Origin of the sequence: Pseudomonas sp. Irchel 3E19, assembly GCF_900187585.1 — a bacterium.
GTDB lineage: Bacteria > Pseudomonadota > Gammaproteobacteria > Pseudomonadales > Pseudomonadaceae > Aquipseudomonas > Aquipseudomonas baetica.
Genome location: NZ_FYDT01000002.1, coordinates 43,303 through 62,993, shown reverse-complemented (window position 1 = coordinate 62,993; position 19,691 = coordinate 43,303). Strand labels below are relative to the sequence as shown.

General features: G+C 56.7%; 13 protein-coding genes. 10 read left to right on the top strand and 3 right to left on the bottom strand.

The window, feature by feature from the left end:
* The first annotated feature begins 11 nt into the window (after nucleotides 1–11).
* The 5 genes from CKW18_RS01825 (at nucleotide 12) to CKW18_RS01805 (ending at nucleotide 8,313) form a co-directional block, all read left to right on the top strand.
* Nucleotides 12–1,715, top strand: coding sequence for a DUF262 domain-containing protein (locus CKW18_RS01825; protein ID WP_170947202.1), 1,704 nt, complete (start codon nucleotides 12–14; stop codon nucleotides 1,713–1,715).
* Nucleotides 1,712–3,679 (top strand): DUF262 domain-containing HNH endonuclease family protein, encoded by a 1,968-nt coding sequence (locus tag CKW18_RS01820; RefSeq protein ID WP_095187181.1) that lies wholly within the window; start codon nucleotides 1,712–1,714, stop codon nucleotides 3,677–3,679. Before CKW18_RS01825 ends, CKW18_RS01820 begins: the two co-directional genes overlap by 4 nt.
* Nucleotides 3,680–3,959: 280 nt before the next feature.
* The gene (locus tag CKW18_RS01815; RefSeq protein ID WP_170947200.1) at nucleotides 3,960–6,011 is read left to right on the top strand and encodes an AAA family ATPase; all 2,052 of its coding nucleotides are present in this window, start codon (nucleotides 3,960–3,962) and stop codon (nucleotides 6,009–6,011) included.
* Complete coding sequence (locus tag CKW18_RS01810) at nucleotides 6,004–6,855, top strand: hypothetical protein (protein WP_095187179.1); 852 nt, start codon at nucleotides 6,004–6,006, stop codon at nucleotides 6,853–6,855. Before CKW18_RS01815 ends, CKW18_RS01810 begins: the two co-directional genes overlap by 8 nt.
* 273 nt (nucleotides 6,856–7,128) lie before the next feature.
* Nucleotides 7,129–8,313: a sugar transporter gene (locus tag CKW18_RS01805; protein WP_095187178.1), complete on the top strand. Its 1,185-nt coding sequence runs from the start codon at nucleotides 7,129–7,131 to the stop codon at nucleotides 8,311–8,313.
* Between the two features lie 46 nt (nucleotides 8,314–8,359).
* Here the strand turns inward: CKW18_RS01805 and CKW18_RS01800 are convergent, their stop codons facing one another.
* A complete protein-coding gene (locus CKW18_RS01800) occupies nucleotides 8,360–9,274 on the bottom strand; it encodes a LysR family transcriptional regulator (protein ID WP_095187177.1) in 915 nt (304 codons plus the stop codon).
* A 270-nt stretch (nucleotides 9,275–9,544) separates the two neighbouring features.
* On the opposite strand from CKW18_RS01800, the gene CKW18_RS01795 reads away from it, so the two are divergent.
* The 4 genes from CKW18_RS01795 to pgm all read left to right on the top strand — a co-directional run bounded on the left by CKW18_RS01795 (nucleotide 9,545) and on the right by pgm (nucleotide 15,779).
* Entirely contained in the window at nucleotides 9,545–10,567 is a 1,023-nt protein-coding gene (locus CKW18_RS01795; RefSeq protein ID WP_095187176.1) for a zinc-dependent alcohol dehydrogenase family protein, read from the top strand.
* Between the two features lie 548 nt (nucleotides 10,568–11,115).
* The gene (locus CKW18_RS01790; protein WP_244196566.1) at nucleotides 11,116–12,576 is read left to right on the top strand and encodes a hypothetical protein; all 1,461 of its coding nucleotides are present in this window, start codon (nucleotides 11,116–11,118) and stop codon (nucleotides 12,574–12,576) included.
* Nucleotides 12,577–12,625: 49 nt separating this feature from the next.
* Entirely contained in the window at nucleotides 12,626–14,026 is a 1,401-nt protein-coding gene (locus tag CKW18_RS01785) for a PLP-dependent aminotransferase family protein (protein ID WP_095187175.1), read from the top strand.
* Between the two features lie 106 nt (nucleotides 14,027–14,132).
* Nucleotides 14,133–15,779: a phosphoglucomutase (alpha-D-glucose-1,6-bisphosphate-dependent) gene (gene pgm, locus CKW18_RS01780; protein ID WP_095187174.1), complete on the top strand. Its 1,647-nt coding sequence runs from the start codon at nucleotides 14,133–14,135 to the stop codon at nucleotides 15,777–15,779.
* Nucleotides 15,780–15,852: 73 nt separating this feature from the next.
* On the opposite strand, the gene CKW18_RS01775 is transcribed toward pgm, so the two are convergent.
* Nucleotides 15,853–16,548: a pirin family protein gene (locus CKW18_RS01775; RefSeq protein ID WP_095187173.1), complete on the bottom strand. Its 696-nt coding sequence runs from the start codon at nucleotides 16,546–16,548 to the stop codon at nucleotides 15,853–15,855.
* Nucleotides 16,549–16,826: 278 nt separating this feature from the next.
* On the opposite strand from CKW18_RS01775, the gene CKW18_RS01770 reads away from it, so the two are divergent.
* Complete coding sequence (locus CKW18_RS01770) at nucleotides 16,827–19,301, top strand: UvrD-helicase domain-containing protein (protein ID WP_095187172.1); 2,475 nt, start codon at nucleotides 16,827–16,829, stop codon at nucleotides 19,299–19,301.
* Between the two features lie 58 nt (nucleotides 19,302–19,359).
* On the opposite strand, the gene CKW18_RS01765 is transcribed toward CKW18_RS01770, so the two are convergent.
* Nucleotides 19,360–19,632, bottom strand: coding sequence for a DUF1652 domain-containing protein (locus CKW18_RS01765; RefSeq protein WP_095187308.1), 273 nt, complete (start codon nucleotides 19,630–19,632; stop codon nucleotides 19,360–19,362).
* Nucleotides 19,633–19,691 lie beyond the last annotated feature (59 nt).

The window sequence follows — 19,691 nt, the reverse complement described above, 5'->3', positions numbered from 1 at the left end:
AGAAGTTGTACTTGACGCTCGTCATGATATTGCGCGGTGCGCCGAAAACGCCGTACAGACCGGACTGGCTGAATGACTCGCGATCAAACACATCGTTCAGGATTGCGGCTATTGCGAGAGAAAACAGGGTTGATTTGTGGCAACATGCCATTATTGTTGGCTGCTATTTCTCCTCAATGTCTTCGAGGTCGTCAAGCGTCTCGCTGCGGTTATCCAATACTCTGATTCATTACAAGGACCGTTATATGAACCAAGCCGTGAACGAACGGCAGTTTGCCCATCTGTCGCTGGACGTGGAGGGCATAACCGTTGCTTCCACGAACCTGGAAAACGTATTCAACGCCAGGAAGATTCTGTCCAGCGACGGCAGCTGTATATTCGGCAACCTGCGTTTGCCTGAATATCAACGACCCTATCGCTGGAGCGAAGAACAGCTCGGACGGTTGCTGGATGATTTACGGGATTTCTTCGGCACCGATGCACCGGGCCACGATTTCTACCTCGGCAGCCTCATCCTGCACCAGCAGGGTGGCGACGGCCGTGAGCGGGGCACTCTGAATATCATCGACGGCCAACAGCGCATCACCAGTCTGGCGTTGCTGCATTGCCTGCAGAAAGGTGACAAGGGTGCACCAGCGTTGGCATTCAACTCGCCAGAAAGCTACCGGCGTATCCAGCACAATCTTCGTTGGCTAAAGCAGCAGACGTTGCCGCGGATTGACTTTTCACGCATCAACGTAACGCTGGTCGTCACGCGTCGAGAAGACGATGCCTATCGCTTTTTCGAGACTCAGAACACTTCCGGTGTTCGTCTGGGCGGCGCGGACATCATCAAGGCTTATCATTTGCGCAGCGTGACGGCGGCCACGCAGAATGATTTCGCGCGGACCTGGGAGCGCCTCGGCGATCTCAAGCCACTGGTAGCAACGTTGATGAAATCCCGGCATTGGCAAAGCTTGCGCTGGCGAGATGTTGCCAGTGATCGTGACCCGCTGCTCGAACGCAAGCAGATCGTCACGGAGCTCGCCGAGCGAACGCTGGCCAATACCCCCGACATTGCCTATCGGCCCTTGCAGGTGCACCGCGACGCCTGGGGCAAGGACATGCATAGCGTTCAGCCGGGGTACGCCATGCGACAACCCTTGGGTTGCGGGGTTAACACGATGCATTACGTCGCCTATTTCCATGGTCTGCGCCAAGCCTTGCACGATGTCGGTGATGCGCCGCTCAAGGGCTCGTTCGCCTACTACTACAAACGTTTGTCCAGGGACGCGTGCGGCAGCATATTCCTGAGCAGGGCATACGAATGCGCTGTGCTGATGTACGCCAGCCAGTTCGGTACCGCCCGGTTGCTCGAAGTCAGCCTGTGGATGTTCCGGGTGATCTTTTCGCTGCGCCTGATCAACGACGTGAGCGTGCGGGAAAGCGGGGTTCAGGCGCACATCAGGGACAATCCATTGATGGACTGGATCGCCAGCAGCCATAGCGAAGATGAGCTATTGGATTATTTGCGCCGCTATAAATACAAGCCAACCGGCAAGGGACTCGATAAACACAGTATCAAGAAGCGCTTCGTAGAATCGGTTTCCGTCACGCTTCACTTGAATCTGCCGTGGCCCGATCCGACCCATGTTGCCGCTGAATACGATGCCGAGCTGTGTGCCGCCATCAAACGCGTCAGCCTTGCTGACATTGCCCGTCAAGGAGGCAAATGATGAGTGCTCAAGTCCAGTCCTGTGTACAGACGTCCGCGACGCTGTGCGAGCAAGGTATATCGCTGACTATTCCCTGCTATCAACGTCCGTATGTCTGGCCCAGCAGCGACGTCAATGACCTGCTGGAGCAGATCATCCTGGCGAGCGAGCGTGATGGCGACGATCAACCCGCGCAAGCGCATTACTTTTTCGGCACGGTGCTGACCAGCGAAGTGCTCCCAGGCTCCAATTCTGATGCTGCCATCGTCTATGAAATCATCGATGGCCAACAACGAATGACGACATTGATGGTGCTGGCGCTTGCTCTCTGTTCGTTGCTGCCATCGTCACCGCTGCGCGCACTGGTGGTCCTGGGCAAGGCGCCGAGACTTACCTTCAATATTCGTGAAGAAGTCCAGGCCCGGTTGAGTGCATGGGCGGATTTGACGGCGGAGCCTGAGCCGGATGAAAAGGAGGCTGCCAATCCCTACCTCATACACCTGAGCGCTGCCCGAAAAGTAGCCTGCGACCGATTCAAGCGGTTGCAGGCCGAGGGGGGCGAGCAAGCCCTTGAGCGCGTCGGGGAGTACTTGTTCAACCGCGTGACCTGGGTCAACAATGTCATGCCCGCGGGCATGGACCTGAACAAGCTGTTCGCGACGCTGAACACCAGCGGCCTCCAGCTTGAACAGACAGATATCCTCAAAGCTCGGTTGATGAAGAGCATCAAGCAGAACCGTGCCACGTACGAAGGCATCTGGCAGGCCTGCGAAGACATGGGAAATTACTTCGAGAAAAACCTGCGCGACGTCTTCGCGGGCACCCGTTGGGGGGCCTTGAGGTTCACCGATCTTGCGGATCACTCCATCGAGCATTTTTCGCTGGAACGCCCTGCAGACGGCTACCCGAAAGGCCGCACGATCAGCGAAATACTTTCGATGAAGGTGCAGGACGAGGCGGTTGAAGAGCCCCGCGAGAAGGATGAGGCACGTTATCAGTCAGTGATCAGCTTTGGTTTGTTGTTGATGCATGCCTATCGAATCTATCGGCACTCTCAGAACAGGTCTGATATCGGCTCCAGGCTCAACGACAGCAACCTCAATGAGTGTTTCGCAAGCTTTGTCGAAACCGCCACTGCGGGGCACGCCAAGGCGTTCATGGAATGCCTCTGGAATGTGCGCTTTCAGTTCGACCGCTGGGTCGTCAAGTGGGTGCGTCTGGGTGAAGAAGATGAACGCACCTTGCGCCTGAGCACCATCAACAATCGAAGCAAAGGCAATGGTCCCGATTGGCGCACACCCACTCAGGATGCCTGCGACTTGAGCCAACTGCAGAGCATGCGTTACCTCACCGGTGAGCGCAGTGCCCAGTATTGGCTGACACCGTTTCTGGGCAGGCTGGTCGACTCGCCTGATATGAAGGAACATCAAGTACTGGCAATGCTCGAACAGATCGATAACCAGCTCTCGCTCACCGAAATGACCCAGAAGGAAGCGAGCTATCGGCTGTTGTCCAGCGACACCGCCGAGCCTGTATCCATCGCAACGACCGTGGCTTATCTCAAGGAAGCCAATGGCACCAGTTTCGAGCACTACTGGTTCCAGAAACTGGAATACATTCTGTGGCGCGAACGCCGCGCGTTCAAATGGCTTGACCTTGAAAAGTTGCTCCAGTACAGGATTACCTCGAAGAACTCAATCGAGCATGTGCATCCGCAAAACGAAGAGTTCCGCAAGACATTGCCTGACGAGCTGCTACACGGATTCGGCAATCTGGTTCTGCTCAGCCCGGGTGAAAACTCCTCGTACAGCAACCTGGCGGTCATCAAGAAACAAGCGGCTTTCCGCGCCAAACCGAAGTACGACTCGTTGAAGCTTGCGCACATGTTTCATGTGCTGGGCAAGGGCGACAAATGGGGCCATGAGCAGATCGACAAGCATGCGAAAGCGATGCTGTTGCTCATCGAGGCACACTACGACAGATAATCGTCAGACCATGACGAGTTGCATTCATTTCGCGTCAGTTTCGACGCGAAATGAATGCTGCGGACACGACGACCGATTGTTAATCGGGGGCATTGGTATGACACCTGCGCCCGGTTTCTCCGGAAATAAATCTGTCCCGTTTACCTGTCCCGTTTACCCTTGGATTGATGCAGTGATTGCCCAGGTAATTGGTGGATGAACCTGTGCTATAACGCGATTTGTGCTTCAAAGACGAGACTTTCAGCTTCCTGTCCTCCCTCCTTTTATGATCGGGTTTTCGATGATTATTGTTGATCGACATAGCGTGCCGCCGCCCCCGGATTTGCTTGATTACCATCGCCGTGAAATAGAGCGGTTGAGGCCGATTTTTGAGGCGGCGGATGGCGAGTATTCACAAAAAGCCATTGATTTCCGGATGCCACGAGCCCTGCAGGAGCAGGTGCGTAAAACGCTCATCAAACTGTTTAGAGGCAAATGCGCATTTTGCGAACGTGACGCTAAGGAAATGGAGCGTTTTCGCCCCCGTTGGCGTGCCGCTCGAGCTGATGGCAGCATCGACCTGCAACACTATTGGTGGTTGGCAAATGACTGGGAAAACCTATACCTGTGCTGTCCTAGATGTAATGCCAGGAAGATAAACCTGTTCCCTGTGTTGGGGCCGGTTGCTTCTCCCCTAGGCGATAGGCAGTCCCTGATAGACGAACAACCACTGTTGTTAGACCCGTGTCAGGACAATCCACAAGAACATCTGAAGTTTCTCAGCGACGGCCAGGTAATCGCCCTCACCGAACGGGGGGCGGCAACGATCAAGGTATTTCAGCTAAATGAAGAGGGCCTGGTAAAGGCCCGTCTCACGCGCGCTTCGCGGATCATCGAAAGATGTGAGACGTTGTTGTCACTGGAATATCTGCCGCCAATCGACGAGACGGCGATTGCTCGTTTCTTTTCTCCCAATATGCCGCTCTCCGCCATAACACCCGCCGTACTCGAGGCGTTTTTCTCATCAGGATCTGCGGTGCCTGTGATGCCTCCAGAACCACCGGTAGCACCGCCAGAGGCGATGAAAGCAATACCCGATGCCATCTGGCTTGAGGCCATTGAAATCCACAACTTCAAGGTGATCAGTGACCTCAAGATAGAATTTCCTCCATTGCAGAGTAACGGTGAACACACTATCCAGCCCTGGCTTATGGTGCTTGGTGAGAATGGCGTCGGAAAGAGCAGCCTGCTCCAGGCCATCGCTTTGACCATGAGGCCTGCAAAGGAGCTTGACGAAGAGGACGCAAGCACTTGGCTGCGCAAGGGTAGGGGGATTAAAGATGGCTTTGTTCGCCTGACGTTTTCGGACGGCAGTCAGCGAGAGTTGACCTTCAAAAAAAACAGCAAGAAGTTTGGCATCACAGGTGACGTGCCAGATTTGCCGGTTCTGGCCTATGGTTCCACTCGGCTGCTGCCCGATGCCGATGCTGCCGCACCTGTCGCGCCGCGCCGTGTTAGTGTCCTGAACTTGTTCAACCATATCCACCCGCTTGTTCAGGTTGAACGGTATCTCTGCAGCAAGAAGATCAGCGAGGCGCAATTCACGCTGTTGGCCACCAGTCTGAAGGATCTATTGCCGGTCAGTTCGGATGCCTCGCTCATTCGCAAGCGGCGACACATAGAAAGCAAAATCGACGGCAGTGCGGTGTCGCTGAGTGAGTTGAGTGACGGGTACAAGTCCGTCCTGGCTTTGGCGATGGACATTATGTTCCATTTGACCAGCAGCTCATTTGACATGGAGTCTGCACAAGGCGTGGTCATGATTGATGAACTCGAACTTCATCTTCATCCGCGCTGGAAAATTCAGCTCGTCGACCGCTTGCGTCAGTTGTTCCCTCGCGTGCGCTTTATTGTCAGCACCCACGATCCGTTGTGTGTTCAGGGTTTGAAAAATGGCGAGTTGTGGGTCATGGCCAAGCACCCCGAAGACAAGCGCTTCATTTTCGAGCCGATCGATGTCCCGCCCGGTACCCGGGCAGATGAGATCCTCACCGGCCCGTGGTTCGGCCTTCAATCGACGATTGATACAGAAACGTTGATGCTCATGTCTGAGCACAGCGTGCTCTTGCAGAAGAATGAGCCAGAGTCGAAACGCCTCGCTGAACTGGAAGCCACGCTTCGTCAGCGCATGGTTTCGTTCGGGAGTACGCGTGCCCAGCGTGCGGCACTGGCGGCTGCCGCAGTGCTCGATGTCGGTATGTCGGAATCTCAGGCGAATCAGTTGATCAGGCATCGTCTGAAAAACATCCAGAAAGGCGATTCGGATCAGCGACAGGGGCGCGAAGATGCTTAAGCTCGTACGTCCACCGATAGCCGCGAATTTCGGAACGAAGACCCAATCAACAAAAAAGGCCGTCGCCAAGGCAGTGGCGAATGGGGCGGCTGTCACTTTCTCGAACCTGTGGTCGAGTTACAAAAGAGATTTCAGCCAGGCGCAGTACGGCAGATGCGGATACTGCGAAGGCCAGGTATTAGGCCTTCAATATGGTGACGTCGAGCATATCCAGCCGAAAGCAGAGGTTCATACACTGGTAGACGAGCCAGAGGACTGGGGCAAAGAGGTTCCCTGGAGCTCGTCGGTGGAGGGACGCAAGAGAAAAAGTAACGTCATCAAGCCAGGGTATTGGTGGCTAGCTTATAGTTGGGACAATTATTTACTCAGCTGTCAGATCTGCAATCAGCAGTGGAAGGCTAATTTCTATCCGGTTAAAGGCGTGCACAAGGTATCCCCCACGCAAACCTGCACACCGTTACTGCTGTCACCGTTTGATAAGCATTTTCAGGCGCAGATGCACTTCACCTATGGCCGGCTGGGTGAAATCCGCGCGCTCACTGATGAAGGCAAGGCGACGATTGCCACCTGTGGGTTGGACCGCCCCAGCCTTCGACTGGCGCGCTATAAAATCGCGCGGGCTACCCATGAGCATCTTGATGAGATTGCACGCGATGTCACTGAACGAGATGTCCTGCGAGTGCTGGAGTACATTGCCCACGACGGTGCTGAGTACAGCCCCTACTGCGGAATGGTGAGGGTGATTTTCTTTCAGCGTACAGAGATGCAATGGGATGATTTGTACGATTTGATCGCCCGTCTGAAGGTGAGTGGCCATGCTGATCGTTCATTGTGCGACTGCTGATATTGGGTCGCAGGTCACTGCTTTTAGTCGGCATTCTCTTCAAGGTTTTTCGGTCAGACTTTGACTGAACCAGAACAACAGCCAAGGGACGCGGCAAATACATCGAGCGCTTCGCCCCTACTGGGCAAGTCACCATTTTTTTATAGTAGAGTCGCCATCGAACCACCTGTCGTCTGGAGCTTTTCGGCAATTGGTGTACAAAAAACGACAGATGGGCACAGATTGCGTGCGGACAAGTACGCGCAATCGTTGAGAGAGTAATACGACTTTTAAATGAGCAATCCTACCGCTACAACCAATGGCAGTTGGTACCCGGTCATTGCGCTGGCACTGGCCGCGTTTGTGTTCAACACCACCGAGTTTGTGCCTGTCGGCCTGTTGAGTTCGATCGGCAACAGCTTCGACATGTCGTCGGCTCAGGTCGGATTGATGCTGACCATCTATGCGTGGGTGGTGTCGCTGACGTCGCTGCCGATCATGTTGCTGACGCGTAACGTCGAGCGGCGCAAGCTGTTGATCGTGCTGTTCGGGATGTTCATCGTCAGTCACATCATGTCGAGTCTGGCGACAAGCTTCGCCATCTTGCTGGTGAGCCGGATCGGTGTGGCGCTATCCCATGCGCTGTTCTGGTCGATCACGGCCTCGCTGGCAGTGCGCCTGGCGCCACCGGGCAAACAGGTTCAGGCCTTGGGCTTGCTGGCAACCGGTACTTCTCTGGCGATGGTACTGGGCATTCCCCTCGGTCGGTTATTGGGCGAGGCCATGGGCTGGCGTACAACGTTCATCGTGATCGCAGGCTTGGCGGCGACGCTGGTGTTGTGTCTGGCGAAGGTTCTGCCGTTGCTGCCCAGCCAGAACTCCGGCTCGCTCAAAAGCCTGCCTGTGTTGTTGAAGCGGCCTGCGCTGGTGGCGATCTATATCCTCACGGCTCTGGTCGTGACGTCACAGTTCACGGCCTACAGCTACATCGAGCCCTTCGTTCTGACCGTGGCGGGCATGAGCGGCGATGTGGTGACGCTGCTTCTGCTGTTGTTCGGCGGCGCCGGCATTTTCGGCTCGCTGCTGTTCAGCTACCTGCACAGTTATAACCCGCAGCGCTTTCTGATTGTCTGCGTGTCGTTGCTCATCCTGTGTCTGGCTTTGCTGTTGCCTTTGAGCGGTCAGGTGTCGTACCTGGGCGTGGTGAGTGTGTTCTGGGGGATGGCAATCATGGGGTTCGGGCTGGCGCTGCAATCGAAAGTGCTGGTGCTGGCGCCGGACGCCACCGACGTGGCGATGGCGCTATTTTCCGGGATCTACAACATCGGCATCGGCGCCGGAGCACTGGTGGGTAGCTGGGTAGGCAGTCAGTTCGGCTTCGCTTACATCGGAGTCGTTGGCGGGATGCTGGCGGCGGCGGCACTGTCGTTTTACTGCCTGTCGATTTATCGCAGCACTCGGCCCGGGGCTTCGGTTTGAGCTTACGGGCTATTCGATGAGTGGAAGGGCTGACATGTCAGCCCGATCAAAGACTGTCCGGATCCCCAAAAAACATCTGAATTCGCGACCGTAACCAACGCTCACCCGGATCATTATCCTGCGAGCCACGCCACGCCATGTGCAGCTCAAACGTGCGCGTGGGCAGCGGCGGATCTTCCGCCCGGACCCCGCCAGCCGCCGTTAACGCTTCCGCCGTGTAATCCGGCACGGTTGCAACGATGTCGGTGCCGGCGAGCAACGTGCTCAAGCCGTTAAACTGCGGCACAGCCAACACCACGTGCCGTTTGCGCCCGAGTTTTTCCAGTTCCTCATCGATAAAGCCACTGAGGTCGCCGGCGAACGACACCAGCGCATGCGGGCGGGCGCAGTAGTCGTCGAGGCTGAGCGGGCCTGGCACGGTGTCGGCGCGCAGCAGCTTTGGCGCACTGCGGCGCAAGACCTTGCGCTTGGCGTTGGCCGGCAGATCGGTGGTGTAGCTGACGCCGATCGAAATTTCGCCGGAGGCCAGGAGGCCTGGCATCAGGATGTAGTTGACCCGACGTACGACCAGCACAATGCCTGGCGATTCAGCGCGCAGGCGTTTGAGTAGCATCGGCAGCAGGGCGAATTCGACATCGTCGGACAAACCGATGCGGAACACCGAGGTGCTGGTGGCTGGGTCGAATTCCGCCGCACGGCTGACGGCGGTGGAAATCGAGTCGAGGGCCGGCGAGAGCAGGGCGAAGATTTCCACCGCGCGGGCGGACGGTTCCATGCTGCGCCCGGTGCGTACGAACAGAGGATCATCGAACAGGCTGCGCAGACGCGAGAGCGCCGCACTGATCGCCGGCTGGCCGAGGAACAATTTCTCGGCGGCACGGGTCACACTGCGTTCGTGCATCAATGTTTCGAATACGATCAACAGGTTCAGGTCGACACGACGCAGGTCATTACGATTCATCTGGAGTCCTGGCAGAGTCATCAAGCTTGACGAGGGCGACCATATGAGAACAATGGCCGGCATGAATCTTACGGGGAAAGGCTGGTACTCTGCACCGGAAAATTCAGCTTTACTGCGACGGTGGCAGCAGTTTTTTCAAGGAATGTCCCGATACCGCCCATACTGCGGAATCAATGACAGGCATGTCGACTATTAATAGCCACTGATAGTCTTGGGTCAAAAGCCCAGATAGAGTTCAGGGCATTAGAGGTTACTTTGACGAGGTTTGCGATGTCCCGCACGATCCGTTTTCACAAGTTTGGTCCGGCCGAGGTGCTCAAATGCGAAGAGCATGCGGCCGCTCAGCCAGGTCCTGGCGAAGTGCAGGTGCGTGTCGAAGCCATCGGCATCAGCTGGTATGACATTCTCTGGCGTCAGAACCTGGCCTCGTCCCAGGCACGTCTGCCATCGGGCCTTGGCCATGAAATGGCGGGTGTGGTCACAGCGGTCGGCGACGGCGTCGATGATCTGTCGGTCGGCGACAAGGTTGCCAGTTTTCCTGCCGAGAGCCCCAACGACTATCCGGTTTATGGTGAGCAGATCGTTCTGCCACGCACCGCGTTGACCCGTTATCCGGACGTCCTGAGCCCGATCGAAGCCAGCGTGCATTACACGCCGTTGCTGATTGCCTATTTTGCCTATGCCGATCTGGCGCGGGTCAAACCCGGGCAATTTGCCTTGGTGACAGACGCCAGCCATTGCGCCGGCCCATCGTTTGTTCAGTTGGGCAAGGCATTGGGTGTCCGGGTGATTGCCGCGACCAAAACTGCCGACGAGCGCGAGTATCTTCTGTCTCTGGGGGCTGAGAAGGTCATCGTCACGGAGGAGGAGGATCTGCTGATGCGCATCAACAAGATCACCGATAACCGTGGCGTCGATGTCGTCTTCGACGGCCTTGGCGGCCCACAGATGTCGCTGCTCGGTGACGTCCTCGCCCCACGCGGAAGTCTGGTGTTGTACGGTCTGCAAGGTGGTAATCAGACGCCGTTCCCGGCCTGCGCAGCGTTTCAGAAGAACATTCAGTTCTTTGTGCACTGCATCGGCAATTTCACCGGCAAGCCGGAACTGGGCATTACTCAGGATCACGTCGCGCTGCAACGAGCCCTGCGTGATATCAACCAGTTGACCGCCGATCGTGTGTTGCTACCGCTCAAGACCCGGGTCTTCCCGTTCAACGAGTTTGTCGAGGCGCACCGCTACATGGATGAATGTCCGTGTCGCGAACGGGTTGCGCTGCAAGTCGAACTGGCCTGATCCTGAATTTACAGAGTCCGTGGTCTCACGGACTCTCCTGTCTGCCTTTCCAAAAACGAGTGCTCTCTGGGTAAATTGCCCGGGGCCGGTCAGCAACTGAACCGGTTTTTGCCCTCGTTCTGTATCTTCCAATCGCCCACCAAGCCCTGATAATTGAATGATTACTTTCATCTCAAGGAATGAGCTATGGCTGTGCATTCTATTTGTTGTGTTCGATATAAATCGGTCGTTAATTCGGGTGGAGATAACTTCTGTTTAAGTGTTGTAGGCATGTTCCGAAACTGCGTCTCTTTTTTTTGTACTCACTTGGCGTCGGACAGTGTCGGAAGTTTCCTAGGAGCATTTATTTGCTCGGAAAAACTCAGTAAAGACAAGGCCTTGCGTGGCAGTCTGTGGGTGTCTGAGAGGGCGTGACAGCTTAAGTGTTTCAAATAACTACGCATTTGTAAGTGTTAGCATTCGAGCGTCTATCTATTACTAATGAATTTTTGCGTAACTGCTGTCTCGGGTTACGTGATATGAACATTTCGATACCGGGTGAAGTACCGATGAGCACAATCCATGACCAGGCAATGAACTATGTCTACCAGCAAGTACTACAAAGGCTGATGAGTTTTTTCTCTCGCGCCGAGCGCACGGCATTGCAGTTATTGATTCATCGACTGGTGGTGGCGGCTGGCGGAATGGAGCGCATCGGTGATTTCAAAGTGATGGTGGTCCAGTCCGGCTCACGAGACTGCTGTTACACCCTTGCGCTGCTGCGCGCCGCACAGTTGACCATTGCCGGACGGGCGCCGGCGACATTCCAGCTGCGGGTGGCGACATTGCGCTGGAATGGCACCGAGGTTTCGGCTCTGCAAAATCTGCATCGCAGTTACAGCGCATTGTTTTTGTATGACGATCCGCGGGTCGAATTGCTGATGGTCGATCATCGCGAAGTCTTGCCGTTCGATCACGAGGTGCCGGTCAGCGAGGCGGCTCGCGAGGCGAACCGACTCAACCTGATGATGATCGGGCACCGTCGTAATCGCACGGAGAAGCTGGAGTTGTGGGACGACCTCTACCTGGCGACCGCCGAATTCTATGGTCAGGTTGCTCGCTGGAATAACGGCGTCGACGCGATGATCAGCAGCGAGCCTGCGCGGCGGCAGAAGCAGTTCCTTGACGGCCTGGATCGTGCGCTGCAAAAAGCCGGCATCGGCGGGTTGCCACCCAACTCAGGCTCATTCGAAGAGTTGTTCCCTTTGCTTGACGGACTGGGAGGCGACCTCTATCGAGAGCTCTACAGCGAGACCGAACTGACACCCTGGCGCCCCGAAGGTACGTTCGAAGCCTGTCGACGTACCTGTTTTGTCGATATTCATGACATGGTGGTCGGCAACCTGGTGGAGCATTGGCCGCTACTCAGTGACTTCCTCGGGTTTCAGGCCAGTGAGCTGATCTGCCAACAGAGCGCAAGCCATTCTGCCGACCCGTTGGTAATCGCCCATCTGGAAGGGATGCAGGCGAATTTCATCGAGGGTCGCACCTATGAGGCAGGCGTTGGCGATTACCTTCAGCGCAACCTGGTGTTGATGCAAGACAAACAGATACCCGCGCCGATTTGTGAGCAGTGGCTGGCGACCTTCGACAATCCTGCCGACCTCGAACAGCGGCGTAATCAAGCAGCAGCGGCGTTGCAGAACACCTTCGAACTGAATGAAACCCAGTTGATCTGTCTGTTGTTCGGCCCCTTTATCGACAGCGGTGCCGGGCTTGAACATTTCCTGCGCAGTTGCCATCCGGGCATGCTGGTGGCGCTGCCAGAACTGCACCGGGCGATGCAGGGGCTGCACGCTCCGGAACAAGTGCTGAAGTGGATGACCGATGTCAGTGGCCTGCCGGTACGGTTGATTGTTCAGCTTTATTCGATGGGGCCCTTCAAGTTGCGGGTAACGGCCAATGCTGCCGAGCAGGGCAACACGCCCCGTAAAAGCACGGTCCCGGGCGACCGCTCGGCGGAAGGTTGATCGTGAGCTTGCACTCGGCAAACGCCGCAATCATTGCAGGTGTGGCCGGATGAAAATCTTGCGCGACACCGATTTCGCCTATCAGGCGGTTTATCGCTATCTGACCCAACTGATCAGCGAGCCGGGAAGCCGTGGAACAGTGCGATTACCGTCTCTGCGGCAACTGGCCGATCGACTTGGCGTTTCGATATCGACCATTCAATACGCTTACTCATTGCTGGAGAAGGAAGGGCGGGTGTATTCGGTTGCAAAGTCGGGGTATTACGCCCAGGCAACGGCGCTACCGATGACACCCGGCAGCGGCAAGGATCTGCTCGAAACGCTGTGTGTGCATGCCAGGCATCCGGACATGCGAGTGTTGAGCGCAGATGATCCGGCATCAGTACAGCCATTGGACAGCCCACTGCTGATGCTTGAGCGAGAATTGCTACGTCAGTATCCGCGACAACCGCATGCACCGGTGCAACCTTGCGGTGAGCTCGAATTGCGTACGGCACTTGCCGCCCGTTACACAACCTCGGCCACACGCTGCTGGCATGCGGACGATGTTTATATCGGTGCGGATTTACGCGGTGTGCTGGAAATACTGATTGGCGTGCTCGACCTGCGTCGCGCAACCGTGATAGTCGAGTCGCCTTGTGACTGGATGATCCTGCGGCTGCTGGAAGCGAATGAAGTGAGGGTTATTGAATGGCCCTTGCAGGAGGATGGGACGCTCGATCCGCACCAGTTGGAGACCTTGCTAAAAAACGAGGACGTACGTCTGATCCTGTTGTCCTCAGTGCTGAACATGCCTCACGGCAGCCGGATTTGCGAGGATAACCGCGGTGTTATCGCAAATCTGCTCGGGCAGCAGGGCACGTGGGTGCTGGAAAATGATTGCTACAGCGAGCTGGACGAGCAGACTGACGGTCAGCGTTTGCGAAACCTGCTCGATCCCGATCGGCTGCTGGTGTTTTCCAGTCTGGAAAAGGTCATCGGCGCCGAAGCGCCTTATGGCTTTGTACTCTCGCGCATGTGGCGTAACGAGTTGCATCGACACTTCCTGTTGCGCGCGTTCCGCTTGTCGACGATTCGCCAGAAAGCCATTGCCCGGCTCTACAGCGGCGGGCGCATCGACCACCATCTGCAGGTCTTGCGTCATTTGCTCAGGGACCGTCGCACGCAGTTGATCCGCCTGTTACGCGAGCGATTGGGCGAAACATTGCAGATCATCGAACCACAAGGCGGAGCGACGGTGTGGCTGCGCTCATCGCGAGCCGTGGACATGAGTGAAGTTTTTCAGCGTCTGCTCAAGCAACAAGTGGTGATTGCCCCGGGCGAACTGTTCAGTCTGCAGCGATTGCATGCACACCATTTACGCCTGAGCCCAGTGGGCCATGGCGATCATGAGCTTGCCTGTGTGGTCGGGCTGCTGGGTGATGCCCTGCGCCTGGCGCCCGAGGCCTGATGTTAAAAAACATCTGCAGACTGCCGGATACATCTCATCGCACTGCGGTCAAACTGCCAGTAAACTGCGCGGTATTTCCTGAACCACTCTATATCAGAGGTTTTGCATGACACTCAGTCCTTTTGCGGGTAAACCGGCACCGGCAGAATTGTTGGTCGACATCCCGCGACTGGTAACGGCCTATTACACCGGCCAACCTGATGCATCGGTTTCCACCCAGCGAGTTGCCTTCGGCACATCCGGGCACCGTGGCAGCTCCTTCGATTTGAGTTTCAATGAGTGGCATGTTCTGGCCATCAGTCAGGCTATCTGCCTCTACCGTGAAGCCCAGGGCATCACCGGCCCTTTGTTCGTCGGCATCGACACCCACGCACTCTCGACCCCGGCGGGTGCCAGCGCGCTGGAAGTGCTGGCCGCCAACGGCGTGACCGTGATGATCGCCGAGGGTGACGAATACACGCCGACGCCGGCCATTTCGCATGCAATTCTTTGCTACAACCGTGGCCGCACCTCCGGTCTGGCCGATGGTGTAGTCATTACGCCGTCGCACAACCCGCCCCAAAGCGGTGGCTACAAATACAACCCAACCAACGGCGGCCCGGCCGACACCCACATCACCAAGTGGATCGAAGCCAAGGCCAACGAACTGCTGGCCAACAAACTCGCGGGTGTGAAACGCATCAGCTACGAGCAGGCGCTCAAGGCCAGCACCACTCATCGTCACGACTACCTCAACACCTACGTGTCCGACCTGATCAACGTGATCGACTTCGATGCCATTCGTGACGCCAAACTGCGTCTGGGTGTCGATCCGCTGGGCGGAGCAGGGGTGCGCTACTGGTCAGCGATCGCAGAGCACTACCGTCTGGACCTGGACGTCGTGAACAAACAGGTCGATTCGACGTTCCGCTTCATGACTGTCGACTGGGATGGCCAGATTCGTATGGACCCATCGTCCAGCCACGCGATGCAGGGTTTGATCGGGCTCAAAGAGCGTTTCGACGTCGCGTTTGCCTGCGACCCGGATCACGATCGCCACGGTATCGTCACGCCTTCCGGCGGGTTGCTCGCGCCGAACAACTATCTGGCAGTCTCCATCGATTACCTGTTTCAGAATCGTGCGCAATGGCGTGCCGACGCGGCCGTGGGCAAGACCGTGGTCAGCAGCGGCTTGATCGACCGCGTTGCCAAGCGTCTGGGTCGTCGTCTGTACGAAGTGCCAGTCGGTTTCAAATGGTTTGCGGACGGGCTCTTCGACGGCTCGCTGGGTTTTGGCGGCGAGGAGAGCGCCGGCGCTTCCTTCCTGCGCAAGGACGGCGGCGTATGGAGCACCGACAAGGACGGTCTGATCCCGGCGTTGCTGGCCGCCGAAATGACTGCCCGTACCGGTCGTGACCCGAGCCAGGCTTATAAAGCCCTGACCGATGAACTGGGTGAACCGTTCTCGGTGCGCGTAGACGCCAAGGCCAATCCGGACCAGAAAGCGTTGCTGAGCAAGCTGTCGCCAGCGCAGGTCACGTCTACTGAACTGGCGGGTGAGAAGATCCAGAGCATTCTCAGTCACGCACCGGGTAACGATCAGGCCATTGGTGGCTTGAAAGTAATGACCGAAAACGGTTGGTTCGCGGCTCGCCCGTCGGGCACCGAAGACATCTACAAGATCTACGCTGAAAGCTTCATCAGCGATGACCACCTCAAGCAGTTGGTGGATGAGGCGCAGACCTTGGTGGATGGTGCAATTTCCAGCAAGTGATGTTCCTGGAATACGCGGCATAAAAAAGGGCAACCCTGACGGTTGCCCTTTTTTATGCCTGCAATTGAGCCCATCAGGCCAGATCCACCAACACAATCTCGCTGTCTTCAATCGCCGTCACCGTCAGCACCTGCTCATTTGCAACCGCCACGCCGTCCCGAGCCTGTGCTCGCAAGCCATTGACTTCAATCAAGCCAGTGGCCGGCACCAGATAAGCACGACGGCCCTCATCCAGGCGATATTCGGCGGTTTCCCCAGCCTTGATGTTGGCCGCAACCAACCGTGCATCGGCGCGAATCCGCAGGCTTTGATCATCGCCATCCTTGCCGCTGGCCAAGGTCACGAAGCCTTCTCGCTGACCTTTAGGGAACGGTTTCGCACCCCAGGACGGCGGGGCGCCGGTCTCGGTTGGCAGAATCCAGATCTGGAAGATCTTGGTGTCTTTCGCTTCCAGGTTGTATTCGCTGTGCGCAATACCGGTGCCAGCGCTCATGACTTGCACGTCACCTGCCTCGGTGCGGCCCTTGTTGCCAAGATTGTCCTGGTGGGTGATTGCGCCTTCACGGACATAGGTGATGATTTCCATATCGCGGTGCGGGTGTTGCGGGAACCCGGTGCCCGCAGCGATTACGTCATCGTTCCACACCCGCAGGTTGCCCCAGCTCATGCGTTGCGGATCGTAGTACTCGGCGAACGAAAAATGGTGATGGGCATCCAGCCAGCCATGATGGGCGCCGCCCAGCGAGCTGAAAGGTCTGAGTTCAAGCATGATCATCTCCTCAAAGGGTTCGTCACGGGGCGCGCTGATGGCGCCCGGCGCAAGACCGGTGGTTTATGACGGTGATCATCTATCAGGCAATCATCGATAAAAAGCGTAAAAAGTGCGGTATCAGCATCGAATAAGTTGATTGAAGTGAGCCTTTAAAGCGTCCTGCCCGACTTTCAATTCATCGCCTAAACCAATGACCTGTAAGCATTTCGCTAGAACTCGACGGCAAATACAGACACCATAGCCCTCACTAGCCTCAGACACTGGAGCCCGTCAGCGTGGCGCAACACACCCCCGATCTGCCTCCCGAACTTCGTCCACTGGCCGAAATGCCATTGTTCAAGCGCCTGGCCGCGCGCTTCTTTGGCCATGGTTTGACCCGCTTGCGTGCTCAGCACCGCGCGTCATGGCTGCACGGACAAGCTGACGGCTTTCGCAGCGGGCACACCGCTGGCGTCGAGTACGGTTATAAAGAAGGCAAACTTGAAGGGCTGGAAGAAGGTCGGCAGGTATTGCTGATCCGCGACAGCCGCAGCACCGAACACCGCCCGCCGAGCGTCGACAATTACCTGTTCGACGACTGGCGTCTGCCGCTCACGGCCAAGCTGAAAAAGCGCATCAAGGCCGATGTCGCCCGGTTGCTGCCCGAACAGGCTCAGCCGAGCACTGCGCAATGGAAGATGATTTTCAGCGATACACCTTCGACCTCTGTGGTTGCCGGTGCTGGCGCGGGCAAGTCGACCACGCTGGTGCTGCGTATTCTGTTGCTGACCCACTACCTGGGCTTTGAACTCGATTCGATGACCGTGGTGACGTTCACCCGCGAATCGCGCAAGGACTTCATCAACAAGCTGATCGAGCTGTTTGCGCTTTGGGGGCACGCACTCAGCCCGAAACAGGCGCGCGAACTGGTGCGCACCTTTCACTCGCGGATCCTGCCGATGGTTCGCAGCCTTGCAGGCTTCGAGCGTCTGCGAGCGTTCGAGAATCTCAGCGATCGCCCGCAGGGCAGCGACGAAGACGTCGACAGCAATGCCTTCGACCTGCGGATCAACGATGCCCAGCGTCAGCAGCTCAATGCCTGTTATCACCGCTTGTTCAATGACGACGAGCGTTTCCGTCAGTTGATCCAGCCGCTGTCCCTGGCGGGGTTGCAGCTCAAGGCGTTGGAGCGCGATCACCCTGATGTGCAAAAACGCGTGGCGGTGACTCGCTTGGCCGCCGAGCGTGACGAGGAGCTGTGCGATGCCATCGAGGACTTGTGGTTCCGCGCCGGGGCGTGGCCGATCAAAGGCATAGAGCCCAAGCGCCAAACGGTCGAGATTAATGGTGCGACATTCCATTGTCACGGCTACATTCCCAGCCTCGACGCTTGGGTGGTGCTCGGTTTTGACCCGCGTGAAGATGCACAGATCAGTCGACCCGGGGCCAAGCTTTCGTTGCCTGCAGAGTGGGCAGTCAAGCGCACCCTGCTTCAAGCTTTCTGCCGTAAGCCGTTGATTTGGTTGGACAGTTACGAATCATCGAAACGCGTTCTGGCAACGCTGGCGGGCGATGCCAGCGCCGGTCCTGGCTTCGATTACAAGGTCAAAGGGGAGCTGGCTTCGGCGCCGTTGCTCGACTGTTTCGTGGCTGCCGCCAGTTTTATCGAGAACCTGGGGCTGGATGTGCCGGATGCGGTCGGCCGCATGAGTTTCCCCAAAGACGACCCCGATCGGTTTTTCTTCGAGGCGTTGAGCCTGTTCTGGCGTGCTTTCGAGGATCATCTGCTCGATCAGAAGCCGCCAATCATGACTTACAACCGCATGTTTGCCTTGTTCAGCGAGCATTCACCGGAAAACCTCAAATTGCTCGGCGATGAACTGTTACGACCGATGTCACACCTGATGATCGACGAGTTTCAGGACGTTTCGCCGCAGATCGTCTCGTGGATCCGCGCCAGCCTTGCGGAAATTCGCAGCCGTGGCCCGGCCATGCATGTCGGACGCGGCGCGCAACGTTCGTCACTGCTCTGCGTGGGCGATGACTGGCAGTCGATCTATGGCTGGCGTGGCAGTTCGCCGAGTTATTTCATGGCGTTCAACAAGGAGTTTGTGTCACCGAGCACAACGCGGGTCATGCTCAGTGACAACTATCGCAGTCATCAACACATCATCGACGCGGCGGAGCACATTGTCCGGGCAGCGCCGGCGATCCCCGGCAAGAAGGCCAAAGCCAGCGGCGCGCCCAAGCCGTTGCAGCCAGTTAACGTGCTGGAACGTGACGATCAGGCATTGGCGCAGCGCCTGGCCGAACATTACCGGCAGGGCCATTCAATCTTGATGCTCTATCGAAAAAGCAGCGATAAGCTACTGATAGAACAGCATATTCAGGCGGTAGTTAATGTGGATTCGAGCTTGCCGCGCGAGGCTCGCAGGCTTAAGCAATTGACCTATCACAGTGCCAAGGGCCTGCAGGCTGATGCGGTGTTTTTGCTGGGTGACTGTCAGCATCTGACCAGTTCTGCGTACAAGAATCAGGTCTATCGTATGGCTGGGTTGGGTAAAAGCGGCGACAGCGAGCCGTATGACAGCGCACAGAAGGACGAAATCCTGCGCCTGGCGTATGTCGGTATCACTCGGGCCATCAGCCATTGTTACTGGTATGTCGAGCCGCAAGACACGCAAGCGGTAAACATGCCGCGGGCATCTGAGCGGGTGGCCAAAGGTAAGCCATTCTTCGCTGATCACCGGGCAGAAAAGCAATCCGCCTGATTCAGCGCGCATGAAAAAGCCCGAAAATATTCGGGCTTTTTTGTTTTAAATCATAATGTTACCCGTAACTCTTGAATGATTCCGGAGGAATGAAGGCTTCAAGCTCATCCTCTACTGCTTCAATAATCCGTTCGACATCTGCCGCATTCATGACCGTGGCACATGGGATGCCGGCAATGGCGATCACGGTTTCACCGCTGGCACGATCGAACAGACGGGCGATCATGCTGCCCGGTGCATCCATCGTGGCCTCGAAACCCATCGGATGAAAATGCCAGCGCATCAGTTGGCACGCATTGGGAAAGGTGACTTTGCTTGAGCCTTTATTCATGTATTGCCCGCCTTCTTCATCGAGCGCTTCCTTTTGCTCATGGTAGGTGGGAAGAGCCT